Consider the following 16,277-nt stretch of genomic DNA (forward strand, 5'->3'; position numbering starts at 1 on the left):
TCGTGACTCCTTCCCCGGCTGAAGCCGGGGGCTTCTCGCTATGCCGGGTTGGCGTTGCGACGGACCAGCCCGGCCCGTAATACGTTGGTGGCTCCGACTGTGTCAGCGTGCGCGGTGTGGCCGCAGGCGAGGCAGTGGAACTTTTCCTGTGTGGGCCGGTTCTCCTTCGCGGTGTGCGCGCATTCGGGGCAGGTGCGGGAGGTGTTGCGGGGGTCCACGGCGATCACTTCCCGTCCGGCGCTCTCAGCCTTGGCGTGCAGGATCGTCAGGAACACCCCCCATCCAGCATCGCTGATCGACTTGTTGAGCCCGGCCTTCGCGGCGGCCCCGTTGGGCAGGAACAAGCCTGCCTGACCGGGGTCGGGCCTGGGCGCGGGGGCCTTGCTCATGTTGCGGATCTTGAGGTCTTCGTGTGCGATGAATTCGTGCGCACGCACCAGGTCGAGGGCGGTCTCGTGCGCGTGGTCGAGCCGCTGACGCCGCACCTTGCCATGGAGCTGGGCGACCTTCTCCACCGCGCGCTGGTGGTTGGCGGTGCGGTCTTGGGCCTTGCGGCGCGGGAAGCGGGACAGGGCCTGCTGCGCCGCCTCCAGTTTCGCGGCCGCACGGCGGCCGTGGCGCGGGCTGGGCACGAAATCGCCGTTCGAGTCGGCGAGGAAGTTCGCGATGCCCAGATCGATGCCGACCACGGAGCCGGTCGCGGGCAGCGGTTCGGGCCGGTCCTGTTCGGCGGTCAGCACGACGAACCACTTTCGGCCCTCGCGCTTGACCGACACGGTCCTGACGTGGCCGGCCACCGGGCGGTGCTGGTTGACCCGGACGTGGCCGACGCCCTGGAAGCGGACGCGGGTTGCGGGGTCGTGCGGGGTGGAGTCCCAGCGGCAGCCGTCCCCGTCCTTGGGGAAGTCCACCGTGTCGAACCAGTTCACCCCGCGAAAGCGCGGGTAGCCCGGGGCATCTCCGGACTTGACCCGGCGGAAGAACGCGGCGAACGCCTTGTCGAGTCGGCGCAAGGTGGCCTGCTGCGAGCTGAAGGACCAGCGGCCCTGGCGTTCCGGGTCGAACGCCCGGATGTCCTTGAGCTGCGCGGACTGGCCGCCGTACCTGACGGTGGTCTTCGAGACGTGCCGCCAGGCGTCGCGGCGTTCCTGCAACGCCCCGTTGTAGAGGGAGCAGTGATCCCGCAGCATTCCGGTCAGCGCCTGCTCCTGGCGGACGGTGGGCCGCAGGAGGAACTTGTACGCACGGATCATCCAGCCCACCCCCTCCGGTCGAATTCCCCTGATCGTAGATGCGTGACGCACAATCCAGCACAGGGAATTAATTAGTGATATTGAATGACATGCGCCTTTCATCTTTAGCCTCAATGCTCACCCGGTACTTACCGTCAGGCATGGACGCGAAGCCCTTCAACGACGAGGTGCCGACGCGTCGCGAGGCCCTCAAGCAGGACGAATGCGAGAGCCTCGACGCGGAACGGCGCGAGTCCGACGGCGGAGGCGGTCACACCGCCATCCGCGTATGCACGACCCGCCGGAGGCCGCACCCCCCGTCGTCCGGTCTGACCGTAACCACGCAGACGCAGAGAGCTCCGGCGCTCCACGCCTCCGGGCCGAGGAGCACATTCCCGCCCGGCCTGAAGGCCGGGGATTCCCTGCGAAGAACAAGGGATGGAGGAGGCGCAGCGGCACTGCGACCGGATCGCGGTGATCGACAAGGGCCGGGTGGCCGCCCTGGACACCCCGGCCGGGCTGATCCGCCGCAGTGCCGGGGCCACCGTCATCAGCTTCACCCCGTCCGCCCCCTGGACGACCACGCCCTCGCCGCCCTCCCCGCCCTCGCCTCGGTCGGGCGCAAGGACGGCGACGGGCACGTACGCGTCGACCGGGCGCAGCCCGCTCAGGGACTTGTCGGCTCCCCGGAACGAGGGGATCGAGCCGAGGATCACGAGCAGCAGGGTCGGGAAGAGGAAGACCCAGAAGACGGCGCCTGGTTCGCGGCCGAACAGCCGGAACTCGGTGCGCAGGACGGCGGTGTTCATGCTGCGTCCGCCTCCTTCGTGAGGTCCAGGAACGCGTCGTCAGCAGGCGGATGCGCTTGCTCGTGGTCACCGAGCCTGGTAGGCGGTGGCCAGCACGGAGACGGTGACCCGGTCGGGCAGGAGATCGCCGGCAGTCAGGTCTGCACGGCTCACGTGGCGTGCGCTCGGAGTCATCCCTACCAGGTCAAGTGCGTTCTGCCGGGTCAGAGGCACGGTGTACTCGATCCGTTCGGTAACGGCGGCCCCGAAGAAGGGATCCAATGCCCGGTGCAGCCGCTGTTCCTTCGCCGGGTCGATGGTGACCATCGTCGGCACCCGGCCTCGCAGCTCGGTCAGGTGCCGTCCGGTGGGACGGGCCACGACCAGTCGGCCGGCCGGGCGCAGCACTCGGTGGAACTCGGCCGGGTTGCGCGGGGCGAATACGTTGAGCACGACATCGGCCGCTCCGTCGGCCAGCGGGAAGGGACGGAAGACGTCCCAGGCCGCTGCGGCGGCTCGTACGTGGGCACGGGCCGCCGAGCGCAGAGCGCGCACCGATGTGTCCAGCCCCAGACCACGGGCGCCGGGCAGTTGGTCGAGCATGCCGGCCAGGTAGTGGCCTGTGCCGCACCCGACGTCCACGACCGTGGCCTGTTCAGGTGCGGAGCCGGCCGCCAGGCGGGCCACGACGTCGCGGATGGGCGTGTACGTACCGGTGGACAGGAAACGGTCCCTGGCCTGGGCCATGGCGGCGTCATCACCGCTGGTGGCACGGGTGCCGGTCAGCAGGGCGGCGTAACCGTGACGGGCGATGTCGAAGGTGTGACCTGCTGGGCAGCGCAGCGCACTGCGGTCGGGGTGCAGCCGGTGTGTACGGCACGTCGGGCAGCGCAGCAGGTCGAGGAACCGTTCGAGGGCAGGGGGAAGCGACATGGGCATGAGGCACTCCTGGCAAGGGTGAAGGGAAGGGACCGTGCCCGCGCGCGCTCGGAACTCACTGCCTCGGAAAGAAACGGGCAGCGGCCAAGGCGTGGTTCACGTAGCAGGCACACCAAGCAGGGCGACGCTGGACAGCGTCGCCCTCAACGTCTTCCGATCACAGGAAGCAGCAGTGCGGGGTGCTCATGAATGCCACGTCATGAGTCTACGAGCTGGCGAAGTTCGTCGTGCCAGCCGGAGTTGGGAGACACGGCCAGGCCATGTGTGGCAATTGATCAGCTGTGTGGATCAGGCCCGGGGGCAATCGCCTTGCTGAGGGGAGGCAGGGCCAGTGATGCTGGGTCAGTGCCAGGACAGCGGAAGAGGAAGCGTCAGCAGCAGGACGCGAGTCGGCGGGCCACCGCTCGTGCCACTCCTGGCTCAGGCCGCTGGGAGGTGCTGTTCGAGACTCAGGACGAGCTGGAGTGGCGTGCCCACCTTCGCTGTCTGCGTTCTGCGGAGGAACCGATCGACTGGGCGCTGACTCGGATCGACACGCTCTGCGGACGGCTGATGCAGCCAACCACTTACCGGCTCAGCTTGTTCGTGCCCGACCTTGCGCGCGATACCTCCCGAGGCCACCTCCATCATTGATCGCGTGGTGGGACGAGGGGAGTTGACGGAGGCAGCGTGGGCGCGGGAAGCTCCGCTGCTGCCGCGTGTTGATGGTCGTGAGCGGCCGTGGCGGGATCACCGGCAGGTGGTCAACGGCGTGCTTTGGCGGTCGCGGACCGGCGCACCCTGGCGTGACCTGCCCGAGCGGTATGGCCCGTGGCAGACCGTCTGCGAACGCTTCGCCCGCTGGGAGACCGACGGGACCTGGGCGAGGCTCCTGGAACACGCCCAGGTCAAGGACGATGCGGTGGGCGCGCTGGAGTGGACGGTGTCGGTGGACTCCACCATCAACCGCGCTCACCAGCACGCCGCCGGAGTCCTCAAAAGGGGGCCTCGGCCGAGGACGAACTGGAACGTTCTCCACATCAGGCGCCTGGTCAGGCGCTCGGTCGCTCCCGTGGTGGGCTGACCACCAAGGTCCACCTCGCGGCGGACTGCCGTGGCCTGCCCCTGGCCCTCGTCTCACGCCGGGCAACGTCAACGATTCCACGTTGTCTGTAAGCACGTGAGCCGGCCCCACGGTACGGACTTGGCCCCACCCTCGAACCGGTGGACGACGGTTCACCCTCGCCCCTGACGGCCTCTTCTCGCTGGCTGCGCTTGTGCAACAGCCCTCCACCGGCCCGGCGGTCGAACGGCCGTCGGAGCCAAAACAACTCCGTGCACTGGAGCCCAAACAAGTGCTTACAAACAGCGTATTCCTCGCAGGCCATCCGGACCGGCTTACGACGGCGCGGCATCCGAGCGGTCATCCCTGAACGGGCCGACCAGATCACCAACCGACACCGCCGAGGATCAGCCGGCGGACGAGCGCCCGCCTTCGACTCCGAGCAGTACAGAGCCCTCTAAAGCGGTCCGGGTGTTCTTTCAGGACACGGCCGCATCCTCCGACCCGGAGTGCGCGATCACCAGGTCACCGTCGAGACCGACCGTGACCTGTCCACCGGAGTCCGGAGCGTGTTTGCCCGCCATCGAAAGCCATGGCACAGGTGTCGGATACGGGTCTGATCACGCCGCCGCTCTGATCACACAAGGCGAGAGGGCGTACAGCGGGATGCTCACACGAGAGCGCCCTTGCCCCATACCCTGACAGTGTCGAGCTGTGCAGAGAGGGGCGAGGCCGTGTCGTCTGAAGGACCCACCCCGGACCCATACGCCGATCCACTGGTCTTCGGCCAGCGCCTACAGATGCTGCGAACCCGCAAGGGCATCACCCGCGACCAGTTGGGCGGGTTGCTCGGCCAGTCCGGATCCTGGGTCAAGGGCATTGAGACCGGACGTCTGAAGACGCCCAAGCTGGATAAGATCCTGCACATTGCCGAGTTGCTGCGTGTCCGTGACCTGTCGGACCTCACCGGCAATCAGTCCGTACACGTCGACTTGTTCAGCGGCCCCGGTCACCCTCGGCTCTCTGCGGTCAAAGCCGCTGTGGATGCCTTCCCGCTCACGGCGCAGCAAGAGGCGCCCCCGTCTGCGCACCTCCAGGCGCGGCTCGCCCGAGCCTGGAAGGCCCGGCACGAGGCACCCAACCACCGCGAGGTGATCGGCGCGTTGCTGCCAAACCTGATCCGGGATGCTCAACTCGCCGTGCGGCAGTCCGAGACCGCCCCGGATCGCAGGGCGGCTCAGGCCGTGCTCGCCGAGGTCTACTCGCTGTCGCAGTTCTTCGTGGCCTATCAGCCGGACGCCGCCCTGTTGTGGCGTGTCGCCGAGCGAGGTCTGATCGCTGCTCAGGAGTCCGAGGATCCGCATGCCATCGGGGTGGCCGCGTGGCTGTCCGCGCAAGCGCACCGCGACGCGGGGCCCGCGCACTTCGACGCTGCCGACGCGATCAATCTGGCGACCCTGGCATATCTTGAACCGCTCCTGGCTGATGCCTCCGACGATGTTCTTGCCATCACCGGCGCTCTCACCTTCGAGGCTGGATACACCGCTGCCCGGAGGGCAGAGACCGGTACGGCATGGCGCTACTGGGACCAGGCGCGCGCCATGGCAGAGCGGCTCCCGGGCGACTACTACCACCCTGTGACGTCGTTCTCCCGAGCCATCATGGGCGCACACGCGGTCACCGTGGCTGTGGAACTACGCCAGGGCGGCGAGTCAGTACGGCAGGCGGCCGCCGCAGACGCGGTCACGATCAAGTCAAGGCCACGACGAGCCCGCCACCGTATCGAGGAGGCCCGTGGCTACCACCTCGACGGGCAGCCCGACGTCGCCCTTGCCACGCTGGAGAAGGCACACGAGTCGGCACCGGAAACGATCAAGTACAACGGATACGCGAAGCGCATCGTTCTGGAAGAGGCCGAGTCCAAAGATCCGGCCCGTCGCCGCCGCGCATCCGAACTCGCGCTAAAAATCGGCATGTTGGCTGCATGACGGCAGGGGCACAATCTGTGCCCCTGCCTCCTTCTCGCCGCTCTTACGGTTGAAGACCACAAAGACCCCGGCGACCGCTCACGACGGTCCCGGGGCGTGGCCGATCTGACAGGAGCAGACCGACAGTGCGATTCGTACCACAGACCCTCGTTCGAGTAAGAACGGCCCTGTTAGGGCGACTGACCCCCGGCAAGCACAGCAGTGCCTACACACCCCCCGAAGCGCCGCTGGCGCCCCGCGAGCACCCTACGGCGGACGTCCGGGGAGCATGGCTGGTCGTCGCCCACAGGCGCCGCGCGGAGTGGCGCGCAGGGACCCCGTATCGGCCTCAGCCGCAGGCGCGCGCCCAGTGGTTCCCGCCGCCGCGCCACTGGGAGGTGGAGGAGGTGTGGGAGTGTACGGGGCCTCTTGTCCGGCCCTATGTGGACGCGCAGTGGGCGCAGGTGTCCAGGCAGACCCCTGGGAGCGCGTTCAGTGATGACGATCGAGGTCTACAGGGTCAACCCGGTGACAGGCGTCCGTACGCAGGTGCGTAGCAAGCACACGGTGAAACCGTCGGACGTGCCGGAGTTCTCCAACGGATATCCGCCGTGCGCGTGCCCGCACTGCACTGCGCCCGGCAGTCGCAGCAGGATGCATGCCCTAGTGGACGAAGCCAACCGGCGCAGCAGGGGGGAACCGTGATGCGCGCCGTCACCACTGCCGCTGAACGGACCCTCGGGGCCGAGACTGCCGAGGGTGCCCCGTCGGGCGTCTGCCCGCCCGAGTGCCTCACCTGCGGGGCGCAAGCGCAGCCAACCGACAATGAGAGCTTGTCAGTGACTCCATCGCCCAGGGCTGACGCGAGTTGGGCGTCAGTGACCGTGCGATGGCGGTCGCGAAGGGCATCAGCGGCGGATCCTTGGTCAGTGCCGTAGCAGGCCACGTGTGCCCTGGATCGGCCTGGGGCCTCAGTTCGTGCTGCGTGGTGCGCTCGTATCAGCGTGGAGCTGGTGGTCCGCCCAGATGTAGCTTTCGGGAAGCAGGTCAGTGACAGACACCATCCTGAGGCCGTCGTTCGTCCCGACGATGACCTTGAGCGCTGGAAAGTAGTCGAGAAGGACCTGGCGGCAGCGGCCACATGGGGGCACCACGCCTCGGTCGCGGTCCCCCACGGCGACGATGGTGTCCAGTTCATAGGCACCCTGGGCGGCAGCGGTGCCGATCAGTACCAGCTCCGCGCAGGGGCCTCCGGTGAAGTGATAGGCGTTCACCGCGGTGACGATCCGGCCGTCTCGGGCGCGGGCCGCTGCCGCCATGGTGTGGTTGTCGCCCCGGCAGCGTGTGGCTGCGACGTGTGCCGCTGCCCGGATCAGCTCGTGGTCGACAAGGTAGGTCTGTGTGGTCAACTTCTCTGCCTCTTTTGTGCGGTCAGGTGACGTTGGCCCTGTCGACGACGGGGCGTAGCCACCGGTCGTCGCCACGGCACTAGCTTGTGCCGCCTTGCAGGCTGTCGACCAGAGCGAACGCGTCCTCGGTCTTGGGGTGGGTCCTGCCCAGTCGAGTGTGCAGGATCTGTGCGCCCCGGCGCGCCAGGTCCGCGGCGGCCGAGTCGTGCAACTCGTGCAGGACCCGGGCCTGGAACAGCAGGACGTACCCGATGTACAGGTGGTCCGGCGCGTACTTCGCCTCGCGGATTTGCAACGCGCGCGCGATGAGCGGCGCGGCACTCGCGTGATCGCCGAGGTCGACGTGGACGTTCGCCAGCGCGATCAGGTCGAAGCTCACGTACGGGTCGTCCGGCCCGTACGCCGCCTCGTCGATCCGCAGCGCCCGCTCGGCCAGCGGCCGCGCCGCCTCGTGCTCGCCGAGGATGCACAGTGTCCGCGCGAGTGTGGCCAGGTCCGTGGCAATGGCGGGACTGTCCGCCGGCAGACAGGACTCGTGCACGCTCAGCGCGCGCTCCGCCAGTTGGCGTGACCGCTCCGGCGCGCCGAGGTCCCGGTGGATCTGCGACAGGGCGATCAGATCGAAGCCGGACTCGGCGCTCCGGCCTTCGAGCGACTCGTCGATCGCGAGAGCACGTTCGCACAGAGGCAGCGCCACCGAGTAGTCCCCGATCTGGACGAGGAACTCCGACGCCAGCCGCAGCAGCACCGCCGTCTCCGCGGCGCACTCGGCCGGTGGATCGTCCTTGGCCACCGCGATGACGTGCGGAAGCAACTGTTGCCACCGAGGCCGGGCGTCCGGGGCACTGTGGAGGTCGTCCGGTACGGCCGCCAGCAGCGCACGGCACAGCCGGACCTGGGCGTCGACGTGCGCCTCGGCCGGCATCCGGGCCCTGATGGCGGCCTGAACCAGCCGGTGCACCACCAGGGACGCGTCACCGCGCCTCGCCAGACCCAGACCGGCCAGGGCGCCGACTGTCGCGTCCCATGCCAACGGATCGGCAGGGACTCCGTCCAGTGTTTCCGGGCTGCCGGTGAACAGGTCCAGCGGGACCGGCTCCGGCGCCAGCAAGGCGCAGAGCTCCAACAGGCGTACTGCCTGGGACTGTTCAGTCTCCAGTCTTTCCACACTGAGCTGCCACAGGGTCGCGACGACGACCGAGGGCCGATCGCTCGGCTCACCCCGCCCGATCATGTCCTCCAGGTGCGACGCCAGCAGGTCCCGGTACCCTTCGGGTGTCGTCTGGTTGTAGCCCATATATCCGGCCGCCTGCTCCAACGCCAGTGGCAGGTCGCCCAGTTGATCGGCGATCCGGTCCGCCACGGCCTCGGTCATGTCCGGCACACGTTGTGCCAGCAGCTTTATCGACTCCTGCCTGGTGAACACCTCCAGGTCGACGACACCGGCGCTGCTCGACCAGCCGCTCACTCTGGTTGTGACGATGACATGGCCGTTGCCCGCCAGGCCACCCGACGGCAGCGCGTGTGTGAGCGTGCCCGGTTTCTCCGCGTTGTCGAAGATGATCAACCAGGGCCTGCGGTCCACGAGATTGCCGTACACCCGTGGGATCGCCTGGTCGGAGCTGACCTCCGGCAGCCCCAGCTCCCCGGCCAGTGACACGAACTGCGGCGCGACCAGGTCAGGGGCCTCGGCTCCCAAGAACGCGACGAACCGGTATTTCTCCAGGTATCGGTAGGCGTACTCCACCGCGAGCTGGGTCTTGCCGACGCCGCCCAGCCCGTGCACGACCAGCGTCGCCACGTCGCTCGCTGAGGTGAGGCGCTGCCGCACCTCCAGCAGCGTGGCGTCACGGCCGGTGAAGTTGGTGTTGCGCGGCGGCAGCCGGTACGCCGTAGGCGGGAGCGGCCCCTGCCTGCGGTCGGTGCGCGGCGACTGCTGCCCCAGCCCGATCAGCGCCAAGGGGATCAGGAGGAGCAGCACCACCCACGGGTGGACCCGAACGAAGTCCAGCGGTCCCGGCCAACGGCTCTGCCCGGACGCCGCGTTGAAGGCAAGACTGCCGACGAACAGCACGAGCAGAGCGGCCACCGCACCCGCCAGCCTTCGCCACATGGCTCCCTCTTCGGTACGGCGGCGACCGCGACGGTCAACAGTCGGCTCGACCTCGTCCCCAAAGCCTAGCCCGGGTAGCGGAGAAGCCCTGCGGCGATTTTCTGGTTCTGGCCCATCAAAGGGGAACGGGCGTCTACCGCACTCACGAGGTCCCTCGGGTAAGGGCGATACTGGCTGCCCTCAGGGCACTCGGCCCTCAATCCTTCGCTCCTCGACCCTGAGTGCCTCGTGATCCTGATTCTGTTGCTTCGAGTTCCTCGACCGGGCACCCGGGACTTCCGGTGTTATCCCAGTCAGACTGTGTCCTGGTCCGGGGATCCCGCTCCACACCCCGAAGCGGTCAGCGGCGTACGAGCAACCCCTTTACCGGGCAAGACAACTGATTGAGAAGGCCGGGTGCACCCCACTTCGCCACGGTCGGCGCGTCCGCACCGCGGCGGGAGTCCGTAGTACCGTTTCGATTGGTAGAATCGCGATGTCACGAGAACGGAGCTTGGTATGCCGGCGGCAGGAGAGACCGAGCGCGCCCCCAACGTCGGGAAGAACGTGTGGGAGAGCGCGGGCGAACGCGCCAAGAGCGAGGGACTACCGCTCATCTGGGTCATGAGCCGAGCCCTCGCCGACTACGCCGCCGGAAACCTCCCCCTGTCCCGTACCACCGTCGGATCGGAGGCCGGGCCCCGCCGCGGCCGGACCGTCTTCGCAACCGACGCCGTATGGACCGGCGCCGACAAGCGTCGCGCAAAGGACCAGGTCCGCTCGATGTCCGCGCTCTGCGAGATCCTTCTGGACGCCTACGTCCGAGGTGAGATCCACCCGTACGCCCGCATGGTCACCACTGCCCAGCGTGACGAACTCGGACAGACCCTACCCACCCCCGTAGCCGCCTGATAAACGCCGCCGCAAAGGAACGCTGCTCATGACCACCCTCTCCGACACCCCAGCGGGGCCCCTCATCCCCATGCCGGACAGGAACCCCGCCGCCCTCCGTGTCGCAGTCGCCCGCCTCAGCCCGGAAGTGCTGCCGAAGTTCGATACGCACTGGGCCGAAGCGATGAACCAGGCCCGCGACGAGTTCAGCCTTCTGCCCGGCCGTCACTTCGTCGATCACTGGTGGGCATGGGTCGCCGTCCAGCGGTGGCCCGAACGAGCCGCCCGCTTCCGCGAATGCGAACGCGTCGTCGCCACCAGCGACGACAAAGACGCCCGCCGCACTGCCTCCGCCGAACTCGGTCGTATCCTCGCCGACGCGGAGGCCGACGCCGCGTGAGTGACTGGACCTGGGAGTACAACCCTGACCCCGAACACGTCGTCGGCGACCTCCCCGAGCTTTACAGGCAGGACGTCGAAGACCTCGCCCGCCGCATCGCCGAAGCCGTTGGTGTCCGCCGTATCGGCCACCCCTTCGACATCCAGGAATCCGCCTCCGGCGTCAAGACCCACGCGGAAGGGCCCGTCATGATCTGGTACCAGGAGGACTACCGCGACGACGTCGTACTGATCCTCCGCGTACAGCACTACCTCGCATTCGCTGCCGATCCGAACGGCGAGCACTGACGGGCACGTCGCGCAGTCGAAACGTCGCCTCAGCCCACCACTCTCAGGAGCAGCACCGCCCGCCCCGGGACCGTGATCGCCGTCCCTCCCTCGTGCACCACCCCCGGCTCCGCGCCCTGTTCCTCCAGCGAGGTGTCCACCAGCACCTCGTAGCGCTCCGCCCACGGCGGGCCCGGCAGGACGAACTCCGTCGGGCGGGCGCCGGCGTGCAGGATCGTCAGGAAGCTGTCGTCGAGGACCGGGGCGCCGCGTTCGTCGCGGCCGGGTATGTCCCGGCCGGAGAGGTACATGCCGAGGGTGGCGGCGGGCGCGTACCAGTCGCCCGCGGTCATCTCCTCCCCGTGCGCGGTGAACCAGGCCAGGTCGCGCAGGCCGTCCGCCGAGTGCGCGCGGCCGGAGAAGAAGGCTCGGCGGCGCAGCACCGGGTGCCGGTGGCGGAGCCGGACGAGGCGGGCGGTGAGGTCGAAGAGGGGCCGCCAGGCGGGGTCGTCGAGCAGGCTCCAGTCCAGCCAGCTGATGTCGTTGTCCTGGCAGTAGGCGTTGTTGTTGCCGCGCTGCGTGCGGCCCAGTTCGTCGCCGGCGACCAGCATCGGGACGCCCGTCGAGAGGAGCAGGGTGGTGAGGAGGTTCCGCAACTGGCGCCGGCGCAGGGCCCGTACGCCCTCGTCGTCCGTCTCGCCCTCCGCGCCGCAGTTCCAGGACCGGTTGTCGCCGGAGCCGTCCCGGTTCTCCTCGCCGTTGGCCTCGTTGTGCTTGCGCTCGTACGACACCAGGTCGCGCAGGGTGTAACCGTCGTGCGCGGTCACGAAGTTGACCGAGGCGTACGGGCGGCGGCCGCCCCAGGCGTACAGGTCGCTGGAGCCGGAGAGGCGGTAGCCGAGATCGCGGACGTCCGGGAGGGCGCCGCGCCAGAAGTCGCGGACGGCGTCGCGGTAGCGGTCGTTCCATTCGGTCCACAGGGGTGGGAAGGCGCCCACCTGGTAGCCGCCCGAGCCGACGTCCCAGGGCTCGGCGATCAGCTTCACCCGGCGCAGCACCGGGTCCTGGGCGATCACCGCGAGGAAGGGGGAGAGCATGTCGACGTCGTGCATCGAGCGGGCCAGCGCGGCGGCGAGGTCGAAGCGGAAGCCGTCCACGCCCATCTCCGTGACCCAGTAGCGGAGCGAGTCGGTGATCAGCCGCAGCACGTGCGGGCGGACCACGTGCAGGGTGTTGCCGCAGCCGGTGTAGTCGGCGAAGCGCCGGGCGTCGTGGTCCTGGAGCCGGTAGTAGCCCCGGTTGTCGATGCCCTTCAGGGAGAGCGTCGGGCCCAGCTCGCCGGCCTCCGCGGTGTGGTTGTAGACGACGTCGAGGATGACCTCGATCCCGGCCGCGTGCAGCGCCCGCACCATCCGCTTGAACTCGCCGACCTGCTGTCCGGTCGTACCGGAGGCGGCGTACGCGGCGTGCGGGGCGAAGTAGCCGATGGAGTTGTAGCCCCAGTAGTTCTTCAGGCCGCGCCTGAGCAGGTGGTCCTCGTGGGCGAACTGGTGGACGGGCAGCAGCTCCACGGCCGTCACGCCCAGGTTCACGAGGTGCTCGACGGCGGCCGGGTGGGCCAGGCCCGCGTAGGTGCCGCGGAGTTCCTCGGGTATCCCGGGGTGCAGTCTGGTGAAGCCGCGCACGTGCAGCTCGTAGATGACGGAGTCCGCCCACGGCGTCTTCGGGCGGTGGTCGTCGGACCAGTCGTCGTCATCGTGGACGACGACGCCCTTGGGGACGTACGGCGCCGAGTCGCGGTCGTCCCGGACGGTGTCGGCGACCTGCTGGTCCGGCCAGTCCCGGACGTGCCCGTACACCTCGGGCGGCAGCGCGAACTCGCCGTCCACCGCCCGCGCGTACGGGTCCAGGAGCAGCTTCGCCGGGTTCCAGCGGGCGCCGGTCCACGGGTCCCAGCGGCCGTCGACCCGGTAGCCGTACCGCTGTCCGGGCAGCACGCCGGGGACGAACCCGTGCCAGATCTCGTGCGTGAGTTCGGTCAGCGGGATGCGGGTCTCCCGCCTCTGCTCGTCGAAGAGGCAGAGCCGGACCGCCTCCGCCCCGGCCGCCCACAGTGCGAAGTTGGTGCCCGCCACCCCGTCGGGACCGACCCGGAACCGGGCGCCGAGCGGCGTCGACGCCCCCGGCCACGCGGACGGGACGGGGAGGGGCGTCCCGTTCACCGCGGGGGCGTGCGCCGTGGCGCCGGCCACCGCGCGGCCTTCCACCGCCGCGCCGTTCACCCCGGCGCCGTCCCCCCTCGGGGCCCGCGCCGGTGCCCCCTGCTGCTCGGCTGCGCTCGTCACCTGTCGGCCCCTTTATGTGTCCCGCGACTCGCCGACCACCGGGCGCACCGGCACCCGCGTCCGAGCAGCCGACGGGGCCCGGACTCCCGGTCCCGGGCACGGTCGGCGGCTCGCTACGGACGTGCCCGCGACGGCTCTCGCACGGGCACGGCGGCTCCCCAGCTCGTCGTCCTTCCCTCTGTTCTGCCCAGTGCCGGCGTCGCACTCACGTTTCCCCGGGGCATGCCCGCTCGTTGAGCCGCACGTGAGGCATCCACAAGGGCGCGCACGGCGCGCGGGGGCCGCGTTGGCCGCGGCACTGACATGGGCGGGGCTGCTGGCGGGAGCCGCCGGCTGTACCTCGAACGGCACGGACGGGCTCGGCATCGACCGCGTCCTCGGCGGCAAACCCCCGGCCCCCGAGGACGTCATCCGCGTCTCCCCGGACGACGGCACCAGGGCCGTGCGGCCCGACGGACCGCTGACGGTTCGGGTGCCGGACGGCCGCCTGGAGTCCGTCAGGGTCGTCAGGTCCCAGGACGCCCAGGACTCCCCGGTCCCCGGGCACATCGCCGCGGGCGGCACGATCTGGCGGCCGGACGACCCGAGACTCGCGCTCGCCGCCAAGTACACCGTCGACGCGGTCGCCGTGGACGGCGACGGCCACCGCTCGGCCCGCCACACCACCTTCACCACGCTCGTCCCCGCCGAACGCTTCATCGGGTACGTCACCCCGGAGAACCGGGCCACCGTAGGCACCGGCATGATCGTCTCCCTCGCCTTCAGCCGCGGCATCGAGGACCGAGCCGCCGTCGAACGCGCGATCCAGGTCACCGCCAAGCCCGCGGTCGAGATCCGTCCGCACTGGTTCGGCGACAACCGCCTCGACTTCCGCCCGGAGCACTACTGGCAGCCCGGCACGGTCGTCACCGTCGGCCTGGACCTCCGCGACGTCGAGGGCGCCCGCGGCGTCTACGGCCTCCAGTCCAAGACGTTCACCTTCACCGTCGGCCGCAGCCAGGTCTCCCTCGTCGACGCGGCTGCCCACACCATGCAGGTCCGCCGGGACGGCGAACTGCTCGCCACCGTGCCGATCACCGCGGGAGCGCCCGAGCACACCACCTACAACGGGAAGATGGTGGTGATGGAGATGCACGACGTGACCCGCATGAACAGCCGCACGGTCGGCTTCGGTGGCGAGTACGACATCCCCGACGTCCCGCACGCCCTCAAGCTCACCGACTCAGGCACCTTCCTGCACGGCAACTACTGGGCCCCGGAGGCCCCCGGCCACGTCAACGTCAGCCACGGCTGCGTCGGGCTGCGCGACGTGAAGGGCGGCAGTTCGGACACGCCCGCGGGCTGGTTCTACGACCGCAGCCTCGTCGGAGATGTCATCGAGGTCGTCAACAGTCAGGACAAAACGGTCTCTCCCGACAACGGCCTCGGCGGGTGGAACATGGGGTGGAAGGAGTGGAAGGCGGGCAGCGCGGTCAAGTGACCAGGTGGGGGCGGGCCGGTGGGGGGCGAGAAGTTGCGACGCAACGGTGACATTCGCCCAACACCAACCTCAAAACCCTGCGGTTAATATGCGCCAGAGCGCGCGCCTGACGCGCCGGGGTGGGCCTGACCAGGCCCTGGGAGGGGAGAACGACTTTGAACGAGTGGCCGATATCGGGGGCGTCGGTTCGGGGGACGCGGCGGAGGCAGGGGATGGCGGTCGTCGCCGGCGTCCTGCTCATGGCCGTCACCGCCTGCGGCGGGGGCGGCTCCTCCGACAAGGGGGCGGACCAGGGCAAGACCAAGGACTCCACCACCCAGGCGAGCAAGCAGTCCGTGGCCACCGTCAGCATCAGCCCCAAGTCCGGTGCGACCGGCGTGGACACCAGCGGCGCGCTCAAGGTCAGCGCCGCCAGGGGCAAGCTGACCGACGTCGAGGTCAAGGACGCCAAGGGCAAGGAGATAGCCGGGGCGATCGCGGCGGACGGCGCCAGCTGGACGCCCTCGACGCACCTCGCCAACTCCACGAAGTACACCGTCCACGCGATCGCCAAGGACGCCGCCGGGCGGGAGTCCGCGGAGGACTCCAACTTCACGACCCTCACCCCTAAGAACACGTTCATCGGCTACTTCACGCCGGAGGACGGTTCCACGGTCGGCGTCGGCATGCCGTTCTCCGTCCACTTCACCCGGGGCATCACCGACCCGGCCGCGGTGGAGAAGGCGATCACCATCAAGACCGAGCCGGCCGTCGACGTCCAGGGCCACTGGTTCGGCAACGACCGCCTCGACTTCCGGCCCGAGAACTACTGGAAGTCCGGCACGAAGGTCTCCGTCTCCCTCAACCTCGACGGCGTCGAGGGCCGGGACGGGGTCTACGGCGAGCAGGCCAAGACCGTGAAGTTCACGATCGGCCGCAACCAGGTGTCCGTCGTCGACGCCAAGAAGCACACGATGAAGATCATGCAGGACGGCAAGGTCGTGAAGACCCTCGCGGTCACGACCGGCAAGCCGGGCTACGACACGTGGAACGGCCAGATGGTCATCAGCGAGAAGCTGCGCGTCACGCGCATGAACGGCGAGACGGTCGGCTACGGCGGCGAGTACGACATCAAGGACGTGCCGGACGCGATGCGGCTGACCACGTCGGGGACGTTCATCCACGGCAACTACTGGGGTGGGGACGCGTTCGGCAACTACAACGCGAGCCACGGGTGCGTGGGGCTGCGCGACATCCGGGGTGGGGGTGACCGGTCGGTGCCGGCCGCCTGGTTCTTCGACCACTCGATCATCGGGGACGTGGTGACGGTGAAGCACTCGAACGACCGGACGGTGTCGCCGGACAACGGGCTCAACGGGTGGAACATGTCGTGGAAGGAATGGACTGCGTGAGTCGAGCGCCCCGAAAGGGGCGCGGGGAACTGCGC

12 protein-coding genes and 1 pseudogene are annotated in these 16,277 nt (G+C 69.2%); 7 read left to right on the plus strand and 6 right to left on the minus strand.

Going from position 1 to position 16,277, the window contains the following annotated elements:
- Positions 1–38: 38 nt before the first annotated feature.
- The 3 genes from ACGF5O_RS32735 to ACGF5O_RS32745 all read right to left on the minus strand — a co-directional run bounded on the left by ACGF5O_RS32735 (position 39) and on the right by ACGF5O_RS32745 (position 2,959).
- Positions 39–1,253: an RNA-guided endonuclease InsQ/TnpB family protein gene (locus ACGF5O_RS32735; RefSeq protein ID WP_393813513.1), complete on the minus strand. Its 1,215-nt coding sequence runs from the start codon at positions 1,251–1,253 to the stop codon at positions 39–41.
- A gap of 134 nt (positions 1,254–1,387) precedes the next feature.
- Positions 1,388–2,041, minus strand: coding sequence for a hypothetical protein (locus tag ACGF5O_RS32740; RefSeq protein ID WP_393813514.1), 654 nt, complete (start codon positions 2,039–2,041; stop codon positions 1,388–1,390).
- Between the two features lie 66 nt (positions 2,042–2,107).
- Positions 2,108–2,959 carry a methyltransferase domain-containing protein gene (locus ACGF5O_RS32745; protein WP_393813515.1) on the minus strand — a complete coding sequence of 284 codons (852 nt, stop codon included), beginning with the start codon at positions 2,957–2,959 and terminating at the stop codon, positions 2,108–2,110.
- A gap of 637 nt (positions 2,960–3,596) precedes the next feature.
- Between ACGF5O_RS32745 and ACGF5O_RS32750 the strand changes: the two are divergent.
- Both ACGF5O_RS32750 and ACGF5O_RS32755 read left to right on the plus strand, forming a co-directional pair.
- Positions 3,597–4,456 (plus strand): annotated as a pseudogene (locus ACGF5O_RS32750) (IS5 family transposase); the annotation flags it as partial.
- Between the two features lie 279 nt (positions 4,457–4,735).
- On the plus strand, positions 4,736–5,989 hold the full coding sequence (locus ACGF5O_RS32755; RefSeq protein WP_393813516.1) for a helix-turn-helix domain-containing protein: 1,254 nt from the start codon (positions 4,736–4,738) through the stop codon (positions 5,987–5,989).
- Between the two features lie 950 nt (positions 5,990–6,939).
- Here ACGF5O_RS32755 and ACGF5O_RS32760 read toward each other — a convergent pair.
- Both ACGF5O_RS32760 and fxsT read right to left on the minus strand, forming a co-directional pair.
- Positions 6,940–7,377 (minus strand): cytidine deaminase, encoded by a 438-nt coding sequence (locus ACGF5O_RS32760; RefSeq protein ID WP_393813517.1) that lies wholly within the window; start codon positions 7,375–7,377, stop codon positions 6,940–6,942.
- A 79-nt stretch (positions 7,378–7,456) separates the two neighbouring features.
- The gene (gene fxsT, locus ACGF5O_RS32765) at positions 7,457–9,490 is read right to left on the minus strand and encodes an FxSxx-COOH system tetratricopeptide repeat protein (protein ID WP_393813518.1); all 2,034 of its coding nucleotides are present in this window, start codon (positions 9,488–9,490) and stop codon (positions 7,457–7,459) included.
- Between the two features lie 498 nt (positions 9,491–9,988).
- Between fxsT and ACGF5O_RS32770 the strand changes: the two genes are divergently transcribed.
- Genes ACGF5O_RS32770 through ACGF5O_RS32780 form a run of 3 tightly spaced genes read left to right on the plus strand, consistent with a single transcriptional unit; the run spans position 9,989 to position 11,047 of the window.
- The gene (locus ACGF5O_RS32770) at positions 9,989–10,381 is read left to right on the plus strand and encodes a hypothetical protein (RefSeq protein ID WP_393813519.1); all 393 of its coding nucleotides are present in this window, start codon (positions 9,989–9,991) and stop codon (positions 10,379–10,381) included.
- A gap of 28 nt (positions 10,382–10,409) precedes the next feature.
- Positions 10,410–10,760: a DUF6247 family protein gene (locus ACGF5O_RS32775; RefSeq protein WP_393813520.1), complete on the plus strand. Its 351-nt coding sequence runs from the start codon at positions 10,410–10,412 to the stop codon at positions 10,758–10,760.
- Positions 10,757–11,047, plus strand: coding sequence for a hypothetical protein (locus tag ACGF5O_RS32780; protein ID WP_393813521.1), 291 nt, complete (start codon positions 10,757–10,759; stop codon positions 11,045–11,047). The genes ACGF5O_RS32775 and ACGF5O_RS32780 overlap by 4 nt, the downstream gene beginning before the upstream one ends.
- A gap of 29 nt (positions 11,048–11,076) precedes the next feature.
- Here the strand turns inward: ACGF5O_RS32780 and glgX are convergent, their stop codons facing one another.
- Positions 11,077–13,371 (minus strand): glycogen debranching protein GlgX, encoded by a 2,295-nt coding sequence (gene glgX, locus ACGF5O_RS32785; RefSeq protein WP_393813522.1) that lies wholly within the window; start codon positions 13,369–13,371, stop codon positions 11,077–11,079.
- A 244-nt stretch (positions 13,372–13,615) separates the two neighbouring features.
- Here glgX and ACGF5O_RS32790 point away from each other — a divergent pair, with 244 nt between their 5' ends.
- Both ACGF5O_RS32790 and ACGF5O_RS32795 read left to right on the plus strand, forming a co-directional pair.
- On the plus strand, positions 13,616–14,851 hold the full coding sequence (locus tag ACGF5O_RS32790) for an Ig-like domain-containing protein (protein ID WP_393813523.1): 1,236 nt from the start codon (positions 13,616–13,618) through the stop codon (positions 14,849–14,851).
- A gap of 212 nt (positions 14,852–15,063) precedes the next feature.
- A complete protein-coding gene (locus tag ACGF5O_RS32795; RefSeq protein WP_393813524.1) occupies positions 15,064–16,242 on the plus strand; it encodes an Ig-like domain-containing protein in 1,179 nt (392 codons plus the stop codon).
- The last annotated feature ends 35 nt before the right edge of the window (positions 16,243–16,277 follow it).

The sequence above is a fragment of the Streptomyces sp. NPDC048291 genome, assembly GCF_043201715.1.
GTDB lineage: Bacteria > Actinomycetota > Actinomycetes > Streptomycetales > Streptomycetaceae > Streptomyces.

Excerpts from the sequence above, each read along its gene's own strand:
- ACGF5O_RS32775 (WP_393813520.1), top strand. The coding sequence starts at position 10,410 with ATGACCACCCTCTCCGACACCCCAGCGGGGCCCCTCATCCCCATGCCG.
- ACGF5O_RS32770 (WP_393813519.1), top strand. The coding sequence starts at position 9,989 with ATGCCGGCGGCAGGAGAGACCGAGCGCGCCCCCAACGTCGGGAAGAAC.
- fxsT (WP_393813518.1), bottom strand. The coding sequence starts at position 9,490 with ATGTGGCGAAGGCTGGCGGGTGCGGTGGCCGCTCTGCTCGTGCTGTTC.
- ACGF5O_RS32745 (WP_393813515.1), bottom strand. The coding sequence starts at position 2,959 with ATGCCCATGTCGCTTCCCCCTGCCCTCGAACGGTTCCTCGACCTGCTG.
- ACGF5O_RS32740 (WP_393813514.1), bottom strand. The coding sequence starts at position 2,041 with ATGAACACCGCCGTCCTGCGCACCGAGTTCCGGCTGTTCGGCCGCGAA.
- ACGF5O_RS32735 (WP_393813513.1), bottom strand. The coding sequence starts at position 1,253 with ATGATCCGTGCGTACAAGTTCCTCCTGCGGCCCACCGTCCGCCAGGAG.
- ACGF5O_RS32795 (WP_393813524.1), top strand. The coding sequence starts at position 15,064 with ATGGCGGTCGTCGCCGGCGTCCTGCTCATGGCCGTCACCGCCTGCGGC.